Annotated in this window: 16 protein-coding genes; 4 read left to right on the top strand and 12 right to left on the bottom strand. The window is 34.7% G+C overall.

Annotation, left to right across the window (positions count from 1 at the left end):
• The first annotated feature begins 5 nt into the window (after nt 1-5).
• The 3 genes from UH7x_RS02375 to UH7x_RS02385 all read left to right on the top strand — a co-directional run bounded on the left by UH7x_RS02375 (nt 6) and on the right by UH7x_RS02385 (nt 2,891).
• Nucleotides 6-806, top strand: a complete 801-nt coding sequence (locus UH7x_RS02375) for a Cof-type HAD-IIB family hydrolase (protein WP_482362125.1) — start codon at nt 6-8, stop codon at nt 804-806.
• Nucleotides 807-839: 33 nt separating this feature from the next.
• Nucleotides 840-2,117 (top strand): DUF819 family protein, encoded by a 1,278-nt coding sequence (locus tag UH7x_RS02380; RefSeq protein ID WP_482362126.1) that lies wholly within the window; start codon nt 840-842, stop codon nt 2,115-2,117.
• 66 nt (nt 2,118-2,183) lie between these two features.
• A complete protein-coding gene (locus UH7x_RS02385; RefSeq protein WP_482362127.1) occupies nt 2,184-2,891 on the top strand; it encodes a DUF4369 domain-containing protein in 708 nt (235 codons plus the stop codon).
• 41 nt (nt 2,892-2,932) lie between these two features.
• On the opposite strand, the gene UH7x_RS02390 is transcribed toward UH7x_RS02385, so the two are convergent.
• From UH7x_RS02390 to UH7x_RS02420, 7 genes are all read right to left on the bottom strand, one after another.
• A complete protein-coding gene (locus UH7x_RS02390; protein ID WP_482362128.1) occupies nt 2,933-3,202 on the bottom strand; it encodes a hypothetical protein in 270 nt (89 codons plus the stop codon).
• Nucleotides 3,203-3,246: 44 nt separating this feature from the next.
• Nucleotides 3,247-4,215 carry a type I phosphomannose isomerase catalytic subunit gene (locus UH7x_RS02395; RefSeq protein ID WP_482362129.1) on the bottom strand — a complete coding sequence of 323 codons (969 nt, stop codon included), beginning with the start codon at nt 4,213-4,215 and terminating at the stop codon, nt 3,247-3,249.
• Nucleotides 4,216-4,281: 66 nt separating this feature from the next.
• A complete protein-coding gene (locus UH7x_RS02400; RefSeq protein WP_482362130.1) occupies nt 4,282-4,692 on the bottom strand; it encodes a 6-pyruvoyl trahydropterin synthase family protein in 411 nt (136 codons plus the stop codon).
• Between the two features lie 11 nt (nt 4,693-4,703).
• Nucleotides 4,704-5,219: an isopentenyl-diphosphate Delta-isomerase gene (gene idi / locus UH7x_RS02405; protein ID WP_482362131.1), complete on the bottom strand. Its 516-nt coding sequence runs from the start codon at nt 5,217-5,219 to the stop codon at nt 4,704-4,706.
• A gap of 217 nt (nt 5,220-5,436) precedes the next feature.
• On the bottom strand, nt 5,437-7,377 hold the full coding sequence (locus UH7x_RS02410) for an OmpA family protein (protein WP_482362132.1): 1,941 nt from the start codon (nt 7,375-7,377) through the stop codon (nt 5,437-5,439).
• 11 nt (nt 7,378-7,388) lie between these two features.
• Nucleotides 7,389-8,351, bottom strand: coding sequence for a PorP/SprF family type IX secretion system membrane protein (locus tag UH7x_RS02415; protein ID WP_482363569.1), 963 nt, complete (start codon nt 8,349-8,351; stop codon nt 7,389-7,391).
• 17 nt (nt 8,352-8,368) lie between these two features.
• Nucleotides 8,369-11,365 carry a T9SS type B sorting domain-containing protein gene (locus UH7x_RS02420; protein ID WP_482362133.1) on the bottom strand — a complete coding sequence of 999 codons (2,997 nt, stop codon included), beginning with the start codon at nt 11,363-11,365 and terminating at the stop codon, nt 8,369-8,371.
• A 405-nt stretch (nt 11,366-11,770) separates the two neighbouring features.
• On the opposite strand from UH7x_RS02420, the gene UH7x_RS02425 reads away from it, so the two are divergent.
• On the top strand, nt 11,771-13,360 hold the full coding sequence (locus UH7x_RS02425; protein ID WP_482362134.1) for a peptide chain release factor 3: 1,590 nt from the start codon (nt 11,771-11,773) through the stop codon (nt 13,358-13,360).
• A 140-nt stretch (nt 13,361-13,500) separates the two neighbouring features.
• On the opposite strand, the gene UH7x_RS02430 is transcribed toward UH7x_RS02425, so the two are convergent.
• From UH7x_RS02430 to rplJ, 5 genes are all read right to left on the bottom strand, one after another.
• A complete protein-coding gene (locus UH7x_RS02430; protein ID WP_348152625.1) occupies nt 13,501-13,815 on the bottom strand; it encodes a DUF3467 domain-containing protein in 315 nt (104 codons plus the stop codon).
• A 76-nt stretch (nt 13,816-13,891) separates the two neighbouring features.
• A complete protein-coding gene (gene rpoC / locus UH7x_RS02435; RefSeq protein ID WP_482362135.1) occupies nt 13,892-18,190 on the bottom strand; it encodes a DNA-directed RNA polymerase subunit beta' in 4,299 nt (1,432 codons plus the stop codon).
• Between the two features lie 39 nt (nt 18,191-18,229).
• A complete protein-coding gene (gene rpoB / locus UH7x_RS02440) occupies nt 18,230-22,039 on the bottom strand; it encodes a DNA-directed RNA polymerase subunit beta (RefSeq protein WP_482362136.1) in 3,810 nt (1,269 codons plus the stop codon).
• A gap of 133 nt (nt 22,040-22,172) precedes the next feature.
• Nucleotides 22,173-22,550 carry a 50S ribosomal protein L7/L12 gene (gene rplL, locus UH7x_RS02445; RefSeq protein ID WP_482362137.1) on the bottom strand — a complete coding sequence of 126 codons (378 nt, stop codon included), beginning with the start codon at nt 22,548-22,550 and terminating at the stop codon, nt 22,173-22,175.
• Between the two features lie 52 nt (nt 22,551-22,602).
• Nucleotides 22,603-23,118: a 50S ribosomal protein L10 gene (gene rplJ, locus UH7x_RS02450; RefSeq protein WP_482362138.1), complete on the bottom strand. Its 516-nt coding sequence runs from the start codon at nt 23,116-23,118 to the stop codon at nt 22,603-22,605.
• Between the last annotated feature and the right edge of the window lie 3 nt (nt 23,119-23,121).

The following is a 23,121-nucleotide window of genomic DNA, read 5'->3' on the forward strand; positions in this document are numbered from 1 at the left end:
TTTTTATGACCTATAAAATTCTTTGTTCTGATTTAGATGGAACACTGCTTACTACAAAAAGTGATGTTTCAGATTTTACTATTTCGGAAATAGGTCGAATAAAAGAACAGATGAAAATCATTCTAGTTTCAGCGCGAATGCCGCAATCCATGACCTACCTTCAAAAGAGACTATCAATTAACAATCAACCTATTATATGCTACAATGGCGCATTAGTTATTGATGGCACAACTGAAATTTTCTCGAATACAATTAATTTTGAAACAGTTGAAAAGGTATATAATCTTGCAGAGAATGAGAACACTAAACTTGGTCTTTATTACAATACAGAGTGGTATGTAGAGGAAACTTCTGTACGCGTTGAAAAAGAAATAAAATATACGTGTACAAAACCCATTTTCAGGAATACTTCTGAAACATTAGCCGAATGGAAATCTAGGAATATTAGTGCCCATAAAATTATGATGATGGGTACTAAAACCTCAGCAGATAAAATATTTCCAATTCTTAACGAAAAATTTAGCGAACATATGAACATATATCGTTCTAACGATACACTCATAGAACTAGCACCAAAATCGGTTTCAAAATTATCAGCTATTGAATTGTTATTAAAAAAAGATGAATCATTATCAGATGTAATTTCTTTTGGTGATAATTATAATGATTCTGAAATGCTTCAACATTCTGGGCTCGGTGTAGCAGTTGCAAATGCTAGGGAAGAAGTAAAAGCAATTGCGGATTATGTTGCCTTAAAAAACACGGAAGACGGAGTCGCTCACTTTATAAAGCAACACCTAATTTGAGTATATTTGAGATTGAAGTAATTACAATTTTAAATGACCGATAAAATATTACCACAACCACTAATATCTGACGACACCATTGTATTTGGCCTTTTGGCCCTTTGTCTCGGGTTTGTGTTTTACACCTCATCAATAAAAGCAGGTTTTTGGAAAAAGTTCTATAGCATTGTCCCTACGGTTTTAATGTGCTATTTACTCCCTGGAATACTAACAAGCATCGGCATAATTTCTGACGAAACTTCGAATTTATATTTTGTAGCAAGCCGCTATTTATTACCCGCAGCTCTTGTTTTAATGACCCTAAGCATTGACTTAAAAGGCATTATAAATCTTGGCCCCAAAGCATTAATTATGTTTTTTACAGGTTCAATTGGTATTATGATTGGTGGCCCCATAGCAATACTAATTGTCTCCATATTTTCACCAGAAACTGTAGGTGGTAGTGGGCCGGATGCCATTTGGCGTGGACTTTCTACTATAGCTGGAAGTTGGATTGGCGGAGGTGCAAATCAAGCAGCGATGTATGAGATATTTAAGTACAATCCCGATAAATTTGGCGGGATGGTATTAGTTGATATTGTTGTCGCAAATCTATGGATGGCCATTATTTTATTAGGTGTTGGTAAAACTGAAAGAATAGACAAATGGTTAAAAGCGGATACCTCATCTATTGAAAAATTAAAAATAAAGGTATCTGAACATACAGCAAAAATTACACGAATAACTACCCTCCCCGATTATATAATTATGCTTTGCTTATCTTTTACAGCCGTGGGATTAGCTCATTTCTTAGGAAATAATTTCTCAAGTTTCCTAGAAAACACTTTTGAAGTCATTCGAGATAAAGACAATTTTTTCTCCTCATTAAGTTCTAAATTTCTTTGGATGGTTGTTTTTGCTACCGCGGTTGGCATAGCACTTTCATTTACTAAAGCTAAAAATTATGAAGGTGCTGGTGCTAGTAAAATTGGTGGAATGTTTATTTATATTTTGGTAGCTACTATTGGAATGCAAATGGATTTAGGAAAAGTACTAGAAAACCCAGGTTTAATTGTTATCGGGTTAATTTGGATATCTATCCATGCCGGGTTACTAATTGTAGTTGCAAAACTAATTAAAGCTCCTTATTTCTTTTTGGCAGTTGGTAGTCAAGCAAATGTTGGCGGAGCTGCTTCGGCTCCAGTAGTTGCTGCCGAATTTCACCCATCTTTAACTTCTGTAGGTATTCTTTTAGCTGTTTTTGGGTATGTTGTAGGCACTGCAGGTGCCTACATATGTGCATTGCTCATGGAAGTTGCGTCGCAGGTCTAGAATTTAACAAGAAGCCTTATATATCTAAAATATTTCATGATATTTGCTGCCTATTAAAAAAGTCAAATGAGAAAGTTTCTAGTTTTATTAAGTATTGCAATTGTTATTATTTCTTGTCAGGAAGAAAGTAAAAAAGAAACGATGACGGTTTCGGGTAATATTAAAGGCCTTAAAAAAGGCACATTATATCTACAGCATTTAAAAGATACAATCTTAGTAACGGTAGATTCATTAGAAATTTCTGGTGATGGTAATTATTCTTTAAATGCCGAATTAGATAGTCCAGAGTTCTATTATTTATACTTAAACAAAAAGGATAACAATGACATTAACGATAGAATTACATTTTTTGCGGAGCCAGGTGCAATAACAATAAATTCTAATTGGAATACTTTTGATACTAATGCAAAGATTGAAGGTTCTGCTACTCAAAAGAAATGGGAAGAATATCAAGGGAATATGTCTCAATTCAATAAAAAAGATTTAGAGATTCTTCAATACGCTAATAATCCGGAATTGAAACTTAATACCACGCAAATAGACTCATTAATTAAACTAAATGAAAAGAACGTATTAAGAAGTTACCTCTACGCGCTAAATTTTGCTTTAAATAATTCTGATTCGTATATAGCACCTTATATTGCTTTAAATGAAGTAGCTGATGCCAATAAAATATATTTAGATTCTATAGCAAATACAATGACTCCTGAAGTAGCCGAATCTAAATACGGCAGAGCTTTGTCTAAGCACTTAGGAAGTTTAAAAGAAAAATAAGAGACTGATTTAAAAACAGTCTCTTAATACGATTAAGAAAATTATCCTAACTTATTTACTTGCTCAACTAAATCACGAGCTTTAGTTTCTAGCTCATTTTTAACTGTGTTTAAATGCGCTTTTTTGTTTTCTACTTTTCTTTGATTTACTTTAGTAATTAAATCCTCGAATGTACTGAAAACATTATCGATAATACCTTCGCCTTCTTTTGATATAGTAGTACCATTACTAGCTTCTACTATATAAACTGCTTCTATGATATCACCTAATACATTATTGATATCTTTCTTTAAACCTCTTACACTTGCCATAATTACTTAAATTTTTACAAAAATACAGCTAAAAAATGGACTGCTCAGATGGTTATCTCCAAAAGTTTAGCTCCAGAAGTAAGAATGTTAATTAAAGAACTCTTAGCTGGAATTAAAAGTGTTTCGCCTTTCTTAATAGATTCTGAACCACCTTCATTTTCTATGGTTGCTACACCATCAACACACATATATATTGTAAATGAATCACGCTGAGCAACATCTTGCCTTAGATCTTGAGTAAGGTTTAGATACTTTGTATTAAAATAAGGACAATCTACCATTTCATTTACGCGGTTAAGTTCTGAAGTATAATTAACCTTAAAATCATCTTTCTTTTGGTAGTCTATTGCATCTAATGCCTGTTCTGTATGTAATTCTCTCAAGTTTCCTTCTTTATCGCGTCTATTAAAATCAAATACTCGATAAGTGATGTCTGAGGTTTGTTGAATTTCTGCTAGCATTACCCCCGCTCCTATTGCATGTATCTTACCAGTATTAATAAAAAATGTATCGCCTTCTTTAACTTTTTCATAGTTTAATAAATCTAAAAGTTTATCCTCTTTTAAACTTTTAGCATATTCTTCTTTTGTAACATCTTTATTAAATCCTACAATAAGACTAGCATCGTCATCAGCATTCATTATATACCACATTTCGGTTTTTCCGAAGGAGTTATGCCGTTCCTTGGCCAATTCGTCATTAGGGTGCAATTGTATCGACAAGTCCAGTTTTGCATCAATAAATTTAATAAGAATAGGAAATTCTTTTCCAAATCTCTCATAAACGCTTTTGCCCAATAAATCTGCAGGGTACTCATCTATTAACTCCTGTAAATTAGTGCCTGAAAGACTTCCATTTGATACTGTAGATATATCACCCTCTACTGTTGATACTTCCCAGCTCTCACCTGTTATATCCGAATTAATGTCTTTTTCTAAAACAGTTTGTAATTTATTACCGCCCCAAAGACGTTCTTTTAAAATAGGAAAAAACTTTAAAGGATATGTGTTCATGATACTAGTTTGATTTGAAAGAATATGAAAAGATAAAATACTAACGTATTTTCTTACAATTTATTTTTAACCGGAATAGGTAACAAAATTTCTCGGCGTTTCATAAAGTGTTATTTCTAACTCCTTATCCGAAGCTATATGTGGTCTCAACTTATTAAATATGAAGACAGCTATATTCTCTGCCGTGGGATTCAGTTTGCTGAATTCTTCAACTTCTATATTTAAATTCTTATGGTCCAAAGATTCTTCAACTTCAAGTTTTATTAAATCCTTTAGAATTTTCATATCCATTACAAAACCTGTAACTGCGTCTATCTCGCCAGTAACGCTCACAATTAATTCATAATTATGACCATGATAATTCGGGTTACTACATTTGCCAAATATAGAGGTGTTTTTTTCATAGCTCCAATCTTTACGATAGAGCCTATGCGCAGCATTAAAATGAGCTTTTCTACTAACTTTGACTTTAGACATAATTCGAAAATTTAATTTATATGTTCGTAAAAGCGTTCAAAGATTATCTTAAACCAGGCTGTATATTTTTCAGGTGATTTTTCGATATCTTCTTTAATTTTAGCTGGTTTCATCCATAACCAATCAGCAACTTCTTCAACATTAATTTTGGGTTCGTCTTCATAGTAACCTAGCATAACATGATCAAGTTCATGTTCGGTTAAACCATTATCAAATGGTGCCTTATATACGAAAGAGAAAAGTTCTTTAAGGTCTGTATCAAAACCCATTTCCTCCTGAAGTCTTCGTCTACCTGCTTCAATATTAGTCTCGCCCAATCTTTGATGACTACAACATGTATTTGTCCATAAAAGTGGAGAATGGTATTTATCGGCTGCTCGCTGCTGCAACATGGTTTCACCATTTTTATTCATTATAAAAACTGAAAAAGCTCTGTGTAATACAGCCTTTTCATGAGCTTCCATCTTAGGCATAGTACCCAACTCTTCGTTGTTTTCATTAACGAGAATAACTTTTTCTTCATCCATATAGCAAAAATAGCGTGTTTATGCCATTAAAAAAAGCAACCCAATTTTCTAGAAATTAGATTGCTTCTATAATACTATGTTGTCATATTTATTAATTATCACCTCAGAGCGCTACTATTGCTTTTTACTATCGAATTCACATCTTTAATAAATGAACTATACAAAACAAAAAAAACGACTATAAAGCCGTTTTTTTATTTACAAGTTTATATCAACATCATTCTATAATAATAAACTCTGATCTTCTATTTAGCTCATGATTCTTGGCAGAACATTTAACACCATTAGCACATTCATTTACTAATTTGGTTTCGCCAAACCCTTCACCTTGCAGTCTATCTTCATCTATACCATGAGTAACCATATATTTAACAGTCGCTTCGGCTCTCTTTTGTGACAACCACAAGTTATAGGAATCTTTACCTCTACTATCTGTATGTGAATTTACTTTAATTTTTAAGCTAGGATACTTTTCCATTGCCGCAATTACCTTTTCAACTTCAATTTCAGAGTCTTTTCGAATGTTATATTTATCGAAATCGAAATATATGGTACTTAGTTGTAACAATTTAGCTAAGTCGTCTCCAAAGCCCGCTGTAACGGTATCTCGCTCAAGATAGAAATCAATAATTTTTGGTTTACCATCAGATTTTCCAATATACTCTTCTGAAGGTACATAACCTTGAATTTGGGCTCTAACAAAGTTTCCTTGATTGCAATCTAATGATAACGAATATTTACCTTCCGAATCTGTAATAGTAGAAAGAATCTCTTCGTTATTTTCATCAATAACTTTAACAGTTGCACCAACCAGAACTTCGTTTGAAATTTTATCTCTTACTGTACCAGTTATCTCCTGTTGACAATCAAAAATTAGTGGCTTAGTTTCTGTGAAACTATAAATATCATCAGCACCACGACCTTCTAATCTATTTGAAGCAAAATATCCTTTTTTAGATGTTTCATCAATAATAAAAGTGAAGTCATCCATTTTACTATTTATGGGTTCACCTACATTTAAAATCGCACCATCGTAATTAGCGCCGGCTATTTTAGTTCCAAAAACATCCAAACCTCCTAAACCAGGATGTCCATCTGAAGAAAAGTACAGAATCTCTTCGCTCGTAACAAAAGGAAAAGTTTCTCTAGCTTCTGTATTTATATTATTCCCTAGATTTATAGGCTCACCAAAACTACCGTCTTCATTGATCGACACTTTAAAAATATCTGACTCGCCTAAACTACCAGACATATCAGATGCAAAAAACATTGTCTTTTCATCAGGACTTAACACAGGATGTGCCACAGAATATGAATCGCTATTAAAAGACAGTTCTTGAATATCTTGCCAAACACCTTCTTGTAAGGTTGCTTTAAATATTTTCAGCCTAATTACACCATTTTCATCTTTAATATATTTTCCACCCTTAAAGTTGTTTCTAGTGAAATACATTGTATTACCATCCTTTGTGGTTACAGATGTAGATTCGTGCAATCTTGTATTTACTTCTTTACTAAGTTTTGTTACCTTATTATCAGATACACTGTCAGCATTTACTTTATATAAATCCAAAAAATCCTTTGAATTCCATGTATGTCTATATCGCGCTAAATTACCGGTATCTCTATCTGAAGAGAATATTAATCCTTCTTTGTAAAAGGCAGGTGCAAATTCTGAGTATGGTGAATTATACTCAAAAGGACCAACGTTATATCTGCCAGAGTTTCTCTTTATTTCGGCCATATAATCCTTTTCATTCTGATACATTACCGCCCTATTATCATCAGAAGTTACTTCTGCAAATTTGGCCATGATTGCATTTGAATCATCATAACTACCGATTGATTTCAAACACTGAGCATATCTAAAATAATGCTCTGGTCCTACATCATTTGAATATGTATCAATTAACTTCTTATAAGTTTCAGCTGCATCAACATAATCTGCATTAAAGTAGTATGAATTACCTAATTTCTTAAGTAGATCTGCGGAAACATATCCTTTATCCATTACTCTTTTATAGATATCTATCGCCGGCTTAAAAGAGTATGAATCGTAATCAACATCCGCCTTATTTATTAAGCGTTCTTGACCATACCCTGCAAAGTTTGTGACAAGGACTAAAAACGTAACTAATAGTATAATTTTTCTATTCATTGTTCCCGATTTTAGAAGAATCGTGGTGATACTAGTTTCTGGAATGATTTGACCAACTCAAATCTCAGAAACACTTCAAAAGACCCATCGTTAAACTGTGTTCCACCTAATTCTGTGGTTTCTCGGTCATATGCTAAACCAAGCATAAATTGATCTGTTATTTGAAAACCAGCCAAAGCACTTACCGCGGCATCCCATCGATAAGCTGCACCAAAATTAAATTTATCATTGAATAAGAAATTCGCAGATAAATCAACCTGAAGCGGTGCACCACTAACTACTTTAGTTAATAGCGCCGGTTTAAATTTAAAATTATTATTCAGGTCAAATACATAACCAGTAATTAGATAAAAATTCATGCGCTCTTTAGATAGAAAGTCTACGGCATTATCATCTGTTCCTGAACGATCAAAATGTTCTGTTTCTAACAAATTTGGTGCAGAAAGACCTGCATAAAATTTATTGGTATGATAGTATACACCTAAACCGAAATTCGGTGAAAACTTATTCTGAATATCATCAGTACTTACAGTTTCACGAAAATTTTCATCGTCTCTTTGTCTAAGACCTTCAAAGTCTAAGTTTAATAAATTTCCACCAGCTTTTAGTCCAAATGAAAGTTTACCATCTAACGAGACATCTATAGTATAGGACAAAACGGCATCAAGATATGTTTCTTGCACTACACCTTCACCAATTTTATCGTTTACAATAGAAACACCATAACCTAAATTACTATTTCTAATTGGCGAATGTAAATTTAGTGTTTGTGTTACTGGGCCACCTTCTAAACCTACCCATTGTGATCTATGTAATGCTGCTGCGCTAAATTGCCCTCTAGACCCAGCATATGCAGGGTTTACACTCATTGTATTGTACATGTATTGGGTGTACTGCGCATCTTGTTGCGCATTAGCTGTCTCCCAAAAAATCAACAATAAAAATAAGGATGCGAGGAAACTCTTTTTTACTATCATAAGTCAGTAATAAATTATTCGCTTATATAAATATATCCACTATTGGTTATATCATTCTCATTTGCTGTATTGTACTCAAAGATATAAAAATATACCCCTGCTGGTAAATATTCACCCGAGCTCACAGTAGACCTACCTTTTGATCTACCATCAAAAACATTGTTTTGATTATTGTAGTTCTCACCTTCATAAACTGCAATACCCCATCTATTAAATATTCTAAGTTGATTATCTAATGCAAGATCTACATTCTCTATCCATAGAAACTCATTTTTACCATCACCATTTGGTGTAACCATTTGCATTACTATAATATCAGTATTAGCAGGCTTAGGATCTAAATAATCTGGAATTCCATCACCATTTGAATCGTCATTGGTTGGGTTACCATCACCATCAGCGTCTTCATCTGGCGTATCTATTCCGTCACCATCATCATCTATATCTCTATAATTTACATCTTCAGTACCATCAGTATCAGGCAAATCATTTGCAGGATTATCGATTTCATCATTTACATCGAATCCATCATTTATGTCACTTCCTTCATAACCATCATCAAGACCATCACCATCAGCATCTGTTCCTAAATATGTTTGATCCGGAATTCCATCAAAATCAAAATCATTTCCTTCGTTATTATCAGGCACTAAATCGTTATCACTATCAAAATCGATATAATCAGGTGTATCACTACCATCATGGTTATTTGGTACAATTCCATTTGGAATATATGCGCTATTTAAACCTTGGTTTAATTCATAAGTAGTAGCATCATCATTATTAGGCGCTATGTAACCATCTGTAGTTTGTCCTTCAACATTATCAGGTATACCATCATCATCCGCATCAATATCCAAATGATTTGGAATTCCATCACCATCGGTGTCTAAAGGATTTGTCATTGGATCATTATCACCATCCGTATTAGAATCTTCTACAGTGTCTAATATACCATCATTATCATCATCTAAATCTGTACTATCTGGCACACCATCACCATCTGTATCTGGGCCACTATCATTTGTAGGATCTAAATAATCTGGAGTACCATCACCATCTGTATCGTCATTAGTAGGGTCGCCATCTCCATCAATATCCTCATCTGGAGTATCGATGCCATCACCATCATCATCAAAATCTCTGTAGTTCACATCTTCTGTACCGTCCGTATCCGGTAAATCGTTAGCTGGATCGTTAATCTCATCATTAACATCAAAACCATCATTAACGTCACTGCCTTCGTAACCATCATCAAGACCGTCACCATCAGTATCCACTCCTGTATAAACTTGATCAGGTACACCATCAAAATTAAAGTCATTTCCTTCATTATTATCCGGAACTAAATCATTATCACTATCTAAATCGATATAATCAGGTGTATCAATTTTATCATGATTTACTGGTGTTAAGCCATCAGGAAGATAAGCACTATTTAAACCATCATTAGTTTCATAAGTAGCAGCGTCATCTTCATTAGGTGCGATGTAGCCTTCTGTAGTTTGGGCTTCCACATTATCTGGAATTCCGTCATTATCGGCATCAATGTCTAAATGATTTGGAATACCATCACCGTCTGTATCATCTGGGTTTGTCAAAGGATCATTATCACTATCGATATTTGAATCTTCAACGGTATCTAAGATACCATCATTATCATCATCTAAATCTGTCGCATCTGGTACTCCGTCACCATCTGTATCTGGCCCATTATCATTAACTGGGTCTAAATAGTCTGGTGTACCATCTCCGTCTGTATCGTCATTGGTTGGGTCACCATCATTATTTGCATCCTCATCAGGTGTATCAATACCGTCGCCATCATCGTCAAGGTCTCTGTAATTTACATCTTCTGTACCATCTGTATCTGGCAAATCATTTGCAGGATCATCAATTTCATCGTTTACATCGTAACCATCATTCACATCGCTACCTTCGTAACCATCATCAAGACCGTCTCCATCAGTATCTATTCCTGTATATGTTTGATCCGGAATACCATCAAAATTGAAATCATTCCCTTCATTATTATCTGGAACCAAATCATTATCACTATCCAAATCTATATAATCTGGTGTATCTGACCCATCAGTATTAACTGGCGTAAGACCTTCATTACCTGAACCTTCGTAAGCATCATCCAGTCCATCGTTATCAACATCAATTCCTGAAGGCGGAATATAACCGTCTGTAGATTGAGCCTCTACATTATCAGGAATTCCATCGTTATCGGCATCAATATCTAAATTATCAGGAGTTCCATCACCATCGGTATCAGGACATGCGTTAGGCTGTAATGACAAACGAATACCGTTTTGAATATGATCCGAAGTTGTATAAAATTGAATCTCAGTAACTGTAGATTGTGAAACCCATGTAGCTCTTTCAGGCTCATCAATACCCCTATTTGTTACATTTTCAACATAATAATCATTACCCATACTACCTTCAATAATACCAGTTGGTAAAGTTGTAGTTTGGTCATATACAGTACCATCTAAAGCAACGATACCATCTTTACTTAATGCAGCTAAATTCGGCGAGTGTCTTGCAACAACATTTACAGGAGTTGTTCCAGAAATATAAAAAGTAACAGGAAGATTATCCTCAACTGAAAAGAAAGGTCCTGTAGAACTTGTACTTACACCTGTAACAGTAATAATAACACTACCTGCTGGAAGTCCCCATTTAGAACTCAAGTCTACGTCTGAAGCAGAAAGACTACCATCACGTATTCCTTCTGGAAATCCAAAATCGGTTATAAAAACTTCTTTCAATTCCAAAGTAGAACACTCATCTGTATCTAATATTCCATCATTATCATCATCTAAATCAGTGCTATCAGGCACACCGTCTCCATCTGTATCCGTTGGTGATTGAATCATCAAAGCCTTATCTCTTACAGTATATGCTTCTGAAGAAGTTATTCCGAATAGTACAAAAGCCATCAACAAAGTGAAAAAAGTAGTTCCTTTTTTGTTAAAACGAGGGGTAGTAATCTTGTCCATAAAGATAGTTTTCTATTAAACTTATCCCATGGCAATGCAGGTAAATAATTAAGTAAGACGTTTGGGACGACTTGTAATAACATGCAAGATATAGCGAAAAAATTGATCATCAAATTCTTTTCAATCTTGATATTCTTATTTATCTACCAAAAACCTTTTTTCTCGATAAATAACAACATTTCAGTTATTTAAGACAAAATAAATACGATAAACCTGCTCATTTAGATTATATAAATTTTTGAAATCGATATAATATGCAGTTCATCGAACTTTTATCTATTGGGGATAAAAACGATTGTATTAGCGCCTTATTGCGTGAAAGACAAAGAAAAAAAAAGAAAATGTTATACCACTCTAAAACAAGTAAAAAGCTTTATTTAAACTATTTTTGGGGAAATTTTTATAATGGATTTTAAAGCAGAAATAGCAAGAAGGAGAACATTCGGCATTATATCTCACCCAGATGCAGGTAAAACTACATTAACTGAGAAACTATTGTTGTTTGGTGGTGCAATACAAGAAGCTGGAGCTGTTAAAAACAATAAAATAAAAAAGACAGCCACTAGTGATTTCATGGAAATTGAAAGACAACGTGGAATATCTGTAGCAACATCAGTATTAGCTTTTATATACAGAGACAAAAAAATAAACATTCTTGATACGCCTGGGCATAAAGATTTCGCAGAAGACACCTTTAGAACCTTAACTGCAGTCGACAGTGTTATAGTAGTAATTGATGTCGCAAAAGGTGTTGAAGATCAGACGGAAAAATTGGTTGAAGTTTGTAGAATGCGTAATATTCCGATGATTGTTTTTATAAACAAATTGGATAGAGAAGGTAAGGATGCTTTCGACTTACTAGATGAAGTTGAACAAAAGCTTGGACTAAGTGTAACTCCATTAAGTTTCCCTATTGGAATGGGCTACGATTTTAAAGGCATATACAACCTTTATGAAAAAAATATTAACCTATTTAGTGGAGACAATAAAAAGAACATTGAAGAGACAATTGCTTTTGACAATTTAGAAAGTGAGGAGTTAGAAGAGATTATCGGTACTAAAGCAGCTGAAGAATTACGCGACAACCTAGAATTAGTAAATGGAGTTTACCCTCCTTTCAACAAAGAAAATTATTTAAATGCCAAGCAACAACCTGTTTTCTTTGGATCAGCATTAAATAATTTTGGAGTACGTGAACTTTTAGACTGTTTCGTTGATATTGCACCCGCCCCACTCGCTAAAAAGGCCGAAGAAAGACTGGTTATGGCGAACGAAAAAGAAATGACCGGATTTGTTTTTAAAATACATGCCAACATGGATCCTAAACACCGAGATAGACTTGCCTTTGTAAAAGTGGTTTCAGGTACTTTTGAACGAAACAAACCATATTTACATGTTCGACTGGATAAAAAATTAAAGTTTTCTAGTCCCAATGCCTTTTTTGCAGAGAAAAAAGAAATTGTAGATATTTCATACCCAGGTGATATTGTTGGCCTGCATGATACTGGAAATTTTAAAATAGGTGATACTTTAACAGAGGGTGAACAACTTAATTATAAAGGAATACCTAGTTTCTCACCAGAACATTTTAGATATATCAATAATGCAGACCCAATGAAGTCCAAACAACTTTACAAAGGTATTGACCAATTGATGGATGAGGGTGTTGCTCAACTTTTTACTTTAGAAATGAATGGCCGTAAAGTAGTTGGTACCGTAGGGGCGTTACAATTTGAGGTAATTCAATATCGTTTAGAACACGAATATGGTGCTAAATGTACCTATGAAAACTTCCCCGTACATAAAGCTTGTTGGGTTGACCCTGTTGACAAAAAAAATGAAGAATTTAAAGAGTTTAAACGTGTAAAGCAAAAATTCTTAGCGAAGGATAAAAGAGGGCAATTGGTATTCTTAGCAGACTCCCAATTCTCTTTACAAATGACGCAACAAAAATATCCAACGGTAAAACTACATTCTACTTCTGAGTTTGAATAGTATAAATTTGGAAAAAGTATATTTCTGCTTTTTCTAAAATGTAACTAAAGAGAGAATAACAAAAGATATTATAAATCCCACTTTGTTGTACGAATCTTTTTTGAACCTAATAAAAGAAATATTTAGGGATAATTTTTTATCTAAGCCTCTCCTGTTGGACCAAAGTTTAGTGGAATTGCAGGCTGTTCATAATCTTTAATTGTACCATGAGCCTTTTCAAAACGATTAACATTATCATTGAGAGCTTTCAAAAATTTCTTAGCATGCTGAGGAGTTAAAACAATCCTACTCTTCACTTTAGCTTTAGGAGCACCAGGCATCATACTAATAAAATCAACCACAAATTCTGAAACCGAATGATTAATTATAGCAAGGTTTGAATAAGTACCTTCCGCTATTTTTTCATCGAGTTCAATATTAATCTGTTTTTGACCTTTCTTCTCGTTATCACTCATTCTGGATATTTATTAAAATGAACATAATGTTTATAAAAAAATAACCCTCGATCATTACATCGAGGGTTAAATTAATTTAGAATTTTAAAGCTTCTTTGCGTGCCATAATTTCATCGTATTCTTCTTTAGAACCTACTATGATATTATCATAATTACGCATACCTGTACCTGCCGGAATCTTATGTCCAACAATTACGTTTTCTTTCAAGCCTTCTAAAGTATCTATCTTACCGCTTACAGCAGCTTCGTTCAATACTTTAGTAGTTTCCTGGAACGATGCAGCCGAAATAAACGATTTCGTTTGTAGCGACGCTCTAGTAATACCTTGTAAGATTGGCGTAGCAGTTGCAGCTACAGCATCTCTTGCGGATACTAGTGCCTTATCAGCTCTCTTAAGTATAGAATTTTCATCACGAAGTTCTCTAGCCGTAATTATCTGACCAGCTTTAAGGTTTTCTGACTCTCCAGCTTCTTCAACAACCTTCTTACCAAAAATCTCATCATTCTCTGTAATGAAATCAGATTTATGTACAAGTTGGTTTTCTAAGAATACAGTATCACCAGAATCTTGAATTCGAACTTTACGCATCATTTGTCTTACAACAACCTCAAAGTGTTTGTCATTAATCTTCACACCTTGTAGACGATAAACCTCTTGAACTTCATTTACCAAATACTGTTGAACAGCAGATGGACCTTTTATAGCCAAGATATCTTCAGGAGTAATCGAACCATCTGATAAAGGCATTCCTGCACGAACATAATCGTTCTCTTGTACCAATATTTGATTCGAAAGTTTAACTAAGTATTTCTTAACCTCACCTAATTTAGATTCGATAATAATTTCACGGTTACCTCTTTTGATTTTACCAAAAGAAACTACACCATCAATTTCTGAAACCACAGCAGGGTTAGAAGGGTTACGTGCCTCAAATAGCTCAGTAACTCTTGGAAGACCACCAGTAATATCACCCGCCTTAGCAGATTTACGTGGAATCTTAACCAAAATCTTACCTTCTTTAATTTTCTCACCATCATCTACCATGATGTGTGAACCAACTGGAAGGTTATAAGACCTTAAAGTTTCTCCTTTACTATCTTGAATTAATAAAGTTGGAATCAACTTTTTGTTTCTAGATTCAGAAATTACTTTTTCTTGGAAACCTGTTTGCTCATCTATCTCAACCTGATAAGTTACACCTTGATCAATGTTCTCATAAGCAATTTTTCCAGGGAATTCAGAAACGATAACACCGTTATATGGATCCCACTGACAAATTACATCATCAGCCTTAATCTTGGCACCATTCTTAACAAATATCTGAGAACCGTAAGGAATGTTATTTGTACTTAATGTAATACCAGTTTTTGTATCAACAATTTTAATTTCAGATGTTCTTGAAATTACAATGTCAGCAGCTTTACCTTCAGCATCTTCACTTTTTACAAGTCTTAGATCTTCAATTTCAGCTACACCTTCGAATTTAGCAATTAACTTGTTTTCCTCAGAAATGTTACCTGCAATACCACCAACGTGGAACGTACGTAAAGTTAACTGAGTACCAGGCTCACCAATTGACTGTGCTGCCACAACACCAACTGCCTCACCTCTTTGTACCATCTTATTAGTTGAAAGGTTACGACCGTAACATTTAGCACAAATACCTTTTGGCGCTTCACAAGTAAGTGCAGAACGAACTTCAACACTATCTACTGGAGAAGCTTCAACACGTTTCGCATCTGCTTCCAAAATCTGCTCCCCTGCTTTCAATAGCAATTCTTCAGTTAATGGATTATATACATCATGTAAAGCAATTCTACCTAATATACGAGCTCCTAAAGTCTCTACAACTTCTTCGTTTTTCTTTAATGCTGATACTTCAATACCTCTTAACGTACCACAATCTTCAATGTTTACAATTACATCTTGTGATACATCTACCAATCGTCTAGTTAAGTATCCAGCATCTGCAGTTTTTAAGGCTGTATCTGCAAGACCTTTACGGGCACCGTGCGTTGAAATAAAGTATTCAAGAATTGAGAGACCCTCTTTAAAGTTAGATAAAATTGGGTTTTCAATAATCTCACCACCACCAGCAGTAGATTTTTTAGGCTTAGCCATTAAACCACGCATACCAGTTAACTGACGAATTTGTTCTTTAGAACCCCTTGCACCAGAATCAAGCATCATATATACCGAGTTGAACCCTTGCTGATCTTCACGAATACGCTTCATAGCTAACTCGGTAAGCATTGCGTTAGTAGAAGTCCAAACATCAATAACCTGATTGTAACGTTCGTTGTTCGTAATAAGACCCATGTTATAATTGGCCATAATACCATCAACTTGTCCGTTAGCTTCAGCAATCATTTCATGCTTCTCTTGCGGGATAATAATATCACCAAGACTAAATGAAAGTCCACCTTTAAAGGCAAACTCATAACCCATTGTCTTAATTTTATCAAGGAAAGCTGCAGTAGTAGGAACATCAGTAACGGCCAAAATCTGACCGATAATGTCACGTAAAGATTTTTTGTTCAAAACATCATTTACATAACCTGCTTGTTCTGGCACTTCCATATTAAAAAGTACACGACCAACAGTAGTTGGAATAATTTTATTAACAAGTGCTCCTTCTTCATTGAAATCTTTTGCACGCACCTTGATACCTGCATTAAGATTTACCATACCTTCATTAAAAGCTATCTCAACTTCTTCATAAGAATAGAAAGTTAAGCCTTCACCTTTAATAGGCACTTCAGGCGTAGACTTACGTTCTTTGGTCATATAATACAGACCCAATACCATATCCTGTGAAGGTACAGTAATAGGTGAACCATTTGCAGGGTTCAAAATATTATGTGAAGCTAACATTAGTAATTGTGCTTCTAAAATAGCCTCAGGACCTAATGGTAAGTGTACTGCCATTTGATCTCCATCAAAATCGGCATTAAATGCAGTACATACTAATGGGTGCAAGCGAATTGCTTTACCTTCAATTAATTTAGGTTGGAATGCTTGAATACCTAAACGGTGTAATGTAGGGGCCCTGTTTAAAAGAACTGGGTGACCTTTCAATACATTTTCAAGAATATCCCAAACTACAGGCTCTTTCTTATCTATTATTTTCTTTGCAGATTTAACAGTCTTAACAATACCTCTTTCAATTAACTTACGAATAACGAAAGGCTTGTATAGTTCAGCAGCCATATCTTTTGGAAGACCACATTCAAACAACTTCAATTCTGGTCCAACAACAATTACAGAACGTGCAGAATAATCAACACGCTTACCTAATAAATTCTGACGGAAACGACCTTGCTTACCTTTCAATGAATCGGAAAGTGACTTTAAAGGTCTGTTAGATTCAGTTTTTACTGCAGAGGCTTTTCTAGTATTATCAAAAAGTGAATCAACCGCTTCTTGAAGCATCCTTTTTTCATTTCTAAGGATTACCTCTGGAGCTTTAATTTCAACTAATCTTTTTAAACGATTATTACGGATAATTACTCTTCTGTATAAATCATTTAAATCGGAAGTTGCAAAACGACCACCATCTAAAGGTACTAACGGGCGTAATTCTGGTGGAATAACAGGTACCACTTTCATTATCATCCACTCTGGTCTATTATCTCTATTATCTTGAGATTCACGCAAAGCTTCTACTACCTGAAGTCTTTTTAAAGCTTCTGTTTTACGTTGTTTAGACGTTTCAGTATTTGCTTTGTGACGCAATTGATAAGATAAATCCTTTAAATCAATTCTAGCTAAAAGATCAATCAAACATTCTGCACCCATCTTAGCGATGAATTTATTTGGATCTGAATCTTCAAGGTATTGATTTTCAGGTGGAATAGTTTCCAAAATATTTAGGTATTCTTCTTCAGTAAGGAAATCCATTTTTTGAACTTCTTCACCTTCAGGTCCTTTTGCAATACCTGGTTGAATAACTACATATCTTTCATAATAGATAATCATATCTAATTTCTTGGAAGGCAATCCAAGTAGATATCCAATTTTATTTGGTAACGAGCGGAAGTACCAAATATGAGCTACAGGCACTACCAAATTGATATGCCCTACTCTATCTCTTCTTACTTTCTTTTCAGTTACCTCCACTCCACATCGATCACATACTATTCCTCGGTATCTAATACGCTTGTATTTTCCACAAGCACATTCGTAATCCTTTACAGGGCCGAAGATGCGCTCACAAAATAAACCGTCACGCTCAGGTTTATGAGTTCTATAGTTAATGGTCTCAGGCTTAAGAACTTCTCCTCTTGACTCCGCCAAAATTGCTTCTGGTGATGCCAATCCGATAGAAATTTTATCAAACCTCTTTTGAGGGGTATTATCGTTTATTCTAGCCATAATATACTATGCTACTAAATTATAATGTGTGTTCTAAAACTATTCTTCCAATCTAATATCTAAGCCCAAACCTTTAAGTTCGTGCATTAATACATTGAAAGATTCCGGTAAACCGGGTTCTGGCATTGTCTCACCTTTTACGATTGATTCGTAGGTCTTAGCTCTACCGATTACGTCATCTGACTTCACAGTCAATATTTCACGTAATGTTGCAGAAGCACCGTATGCTTCAAGAGCCCAAACCTCCATTTCTCCAAAACGCTGACCACCAAACTGTGCTTTACCACCAAGTGGTTGTTGTGTAATCAAAGAATATGGACCAATAGAACGAGCGTGCATTTTGTCATCTACCATGTGTCCTAATTTCAACATATAAATGACACCAACTGTCGCTGGTTGATCAAAACGCTGACCTGTGCCACCATCAAAAAGATAAGTATGTCCAAATCTTGGAATACCTGCTTCATCTGTATATCCATTGATTTGATCTAAAGTAGCACCATCAAAAATTGGAGTTCCAAACTTCTTTCCAAGTTTTAAACCAGCCCAACCTAATACAGTTTCATAAATCTGCCCAATGTTCATACGAGAAGGTACACCAAGTGGATTCAATACGATATCTACAGGAGTTCCATCTTCTAAGAAAGGCATATCTTCATGACGTACAATTCTCGATACAATACCTTTGTTACCGTGACGACCTGCCATTTTATCACCTACTTTAAGCTTACGTTTTTTAGCTACATAAACCTTAGCTAATTTCATAATACCTGCAGGTAATTCATCACCTACTGAAATCGTAAACTTATCTCTTCTTAAGTTACCTTGAAGATCATTTAACTTAATCTTGTAGTTGTGAAGTAAATCCGCAACAGCAGCATTAGTAGTCTTATCTGTAGTCCAACTTCCTCCTACTAAATGCGCATAATCATCAACTGAATTAAGCATTTTTTGAGTATACTTCTTGCCTTTTGGAAGAACTTCTTCACCTAAATCGTTCATTACACCTTGTGATGTTTTACCACCTACCAATGTAAATAACTTATCAAGTAAAACGTCTTTAAGCTCTTGGAACTTCACTTCATATTCAAGCTCCAACTTGTTCAATTCTTCTTTATCTTCAGAACGTCTACGCTTATCTTTTACTGAACGAGAGAACAATTTCTTTTCAATAACCACCCCTCTAAGCGATGGAGAAGCTTTTAATGACGCATCTTTAACATCACCAGCTTTATCACCGAAAATTGCACGAAGTAATTTTTCTTCTGGTGTTGGGTCAGACTCCCCTTTTGGAGTAATCTTACCAATTAGAATATCACCAGGTTTTACTTCAGCACCAATGCGGATCATTCCATTCTCATCAAGATCCTTAGTTGCTTCTTCAGAAACATTAGGAATATCGTGTGTTAGTTCCTCTGCACCCAACTTAGTATCTCTAACTTCTAGAGAGTACTCATCAACATGGATAGAAGTAAAAATATCTTCACGAACGACTTTTTCTGAGATTACAATTGCATCTTCAAAGTTATAACCTTTCCAGGGCATAAATGCCACAGTAAGGTTTCTACCTAGAGCTAATTCACCTTTTTCAGTTGCATAACCTTCACAAAGAACTTGACCTTTCTTAACCTTATCACCTCTTCTTACAATTGGCTTTAAGTTGATACTCGTTCCTTGATTAGTTTTTCTAAATTTAACTAATTGATACGTTTTAGAATCATCTTCAAAGCTTATTAAACGCTCTGCTTCAGTTCTTTTATATTTAATGGTAATCTTTTGAGAATCTACATATTCAATAGTACCATCACCTTCAGCATTTATAAGAACTCTAGAATCAGAAGCTACTTGTCTTTCTAAACCAGTACCAACAATCGGAGCTTGCGGACGTAATAAAGGAACAGCTTGGCGCATCATGTTAGAGCCCATCAAAGCACGGTTTGCATCATCATGTTCCAAAAATGGGATTAAAGATGCAGAAATAGATGCAATTTGATTCGGAGCAACGTCAGTATAATTAATCTCATGTGGATCAACAACTGGAAAATCTCCTTCCTCACGTGCAATTACCTTATCATTTTTAATATCACCATTATCCTCCAAAGGAATATTTGCTTGCGCAATTTTCATTCCTTCTTCTTCTTCAGCGCTTAAATATCTAAAGTTTTCAGTATCAACTTTTCCGTTCTCAACAGAACGATAAGGTGTTTCTAAGAAGCCCATTGGGTTTACTTTAGCAAACACTGCTAAAGATGAAATTAAACCAATATTCGGACCTTCAGGTGTTTCAATCGGACATAATCTTCCATAATGTGTATAGTGAACATCACGAACTTCAAAACCTGCTCTTTCACGAGAAAGACCACCTGGCCCAAGGGCAGACAATCTTCTTTTGTGCGTAATCTCTGCTAACGGATTTGTTTGATCCATAAACTGAGATAACTGGTTTGTACCAAAGAACGAATTAATCACAGAAGATAATGTCTTCGCATTAATTAAGTCAATAGGTGTAAACACCTCATTATCACGAACATTCATTCGCTCACGAATAGTTCTTGCCATACGAGCAAGACCTACACCAAACTGAGATGAAAGCTGCTCTCCAACAGTACGTACACGACGGTTAGAAAGGTGATCGATATCATCAATTTCTGCTTTAGAATTGATAAGCTCAATCAAATATTTAATAATTGTAATGATATCTTCCTTAGTCAAGACTTGCTTGTCCATTCCAATATCTAATTGCAATTTCTTATTCATTCTATAACGACCAACTTCACCTAAGTTATAACGTTGATCAGAAAAGAATAATTTGTCTATAATACCGCGAGCAGTTTCCTCATCGGGCGGCTCAGCATTACGTAATTGACGGTAGATGTGTTCAACAGCTTCTTTTTCAGAGTTTGTTGGATCCTTCTGTAATGTATTATGGATAATGGAGTAATCTGATTGTCCATTATTATCTTTATGCAGAAGAACAGATTTTACATCGGCTTCAATAATTTGCTCAATATGTTCTTTTTCTAAAATCGTATCACGATCAAGTACGATTTCATTTCTTTCAATTGAGACTACTTCACCGGTATCTTCATCAACAAAATCTTCGTGCCAAGTATTCAAGACACGGGCAGCCAATTTACGACCTAATACTTTTTTCAATCCAGCATTAGAAACTTTTATTTCTTCTGATAAATCAAAAATCTCTAAAATATCTTTATCTCTTTCAAAACCAATAGCTCTGAAAAGTGTAGTTACTGGTAATTTTTTCTTACGGTCAATGTACGCAAACATTACTCCATTGATATCCGTAGCAAATTCTATCCAAGAACCTTTAAAAGGAATTACTCTTGCAGAATATAATTTAGTACCATTTGCATGGAAAGATTGTCCGAAGAAAACTCCTGGAGATCTATGCAATTGAGATACAACTACACGCTCTGCTCCATTAATAACAAAAGTACCGCTCGGTGTCATATAAGGTATAGTACCTAAATATACATCTTGAACGATAGTTTCGAAATCCTCATGCTCTTCATCAGTACAGTACAACTTTAACCTAGCCTTCAAAGGAACGCTATGCGTCAATCCGCGTTCAATACATTCTTGAATAGAATATCTTGGTGGATCTATAAAGTAGTCCAAAAATTCGAGTACGAACTGGTTTCTAGTGTCCGTAATCGGGAAGTTTTCCATGAAGGTATTGTATAATCCTTCATTGCCCCTTTCGTCAGATTTTGTTTCAAGTTGAAAGAAGTCTTGAAATGATTTAATCTGAATGTCTAAGAAATCCGGGTATTCCGGAGTGTTCTTAGCGGATGCAAAATTTATTCTTTCAGTCTGTTTTGTCAACATCTATGATAAAATTTTGATCGTGAATATTAATTGGTAATCTACTATTCGTAGACGTAATACTTATAAATAGGTTTAGGTCTATCCATAAAACATGGAAAGACCTAAACCAATAATATGCTATTAGTTGTCGCTATTACTTAAGCTCAACTTCTGCTCCTGCTTCTTCTAAAGATTTTTTGATACCTTCAGCTTCATCTTTAGCTACACCTTCTTTAACTGCTTTTGGTGCGCTATCAACGATATCTTTAGCATCTTTTAAGCCAAGACCTGTTAATTCTTTCACCAATTTAACTACAGCTAATTTAGAAGCACCAGCTGCTTTCAAAATTACGTCAAATTCTGATTTTTCTTCAGCAGCTTCGCCACCTTCACCACCACCACCAGCAGCAACAGCTACAGCTGCAGCAGCAGGCTCGATACCATACTCTTCTTTTAATATATCAGCTAATTCATTAACCTCTTTTACGGTTAAGTTAACCAACTGTTCTGCGAAATCTTTTAATTCTGCCATTCTTTCTATCGTTTAATAAAATTTTAAAATATAATTGTTTTTAGTGCGCAAATTAACGTTCTGATAATGTCTTAAGAATACCTGCAAGTTTACCACCACCAGATTTAAGTCCAGAGATAACATTTTTAGCTGGCGATTGCAACAACCCAATGATTTCTCCAATCATTTCTTCTTTAGATTTGATACTTGCAAGAGTATCTAACATATCATCCCCTACATAGATTGCTTCTTCAATAAAAGCACCTTTCAATAAGGGTTTTTCGGATTTCTTTCTGAAATTCTTAATTACTTTAGCTGGACCATTACCAACTTCAGAGAACATCAGTGAAGTATTTCCTTTTAACACATCTGGAAGTTCACCGAAATCTTTTTCGGCTGCATCCATAGCTTTCGCTAATAGAGTGTTTTTAACTACAGACAGTTGTATATTAGATTTAAAACAAGCTCTTCTTAAATCAGAAGTTGTTTGTGCATCTAAACCTGAAATATCGGCTAAATATATAATCGAACTTTCAGCTAACTGCTTTGTCAAATCTTCTATTACGACTCCTTTTTCTTCTTTTGTCATGAT

This window comes from Aurantibacter sp. UH7, from assembly GCF_056839165.1.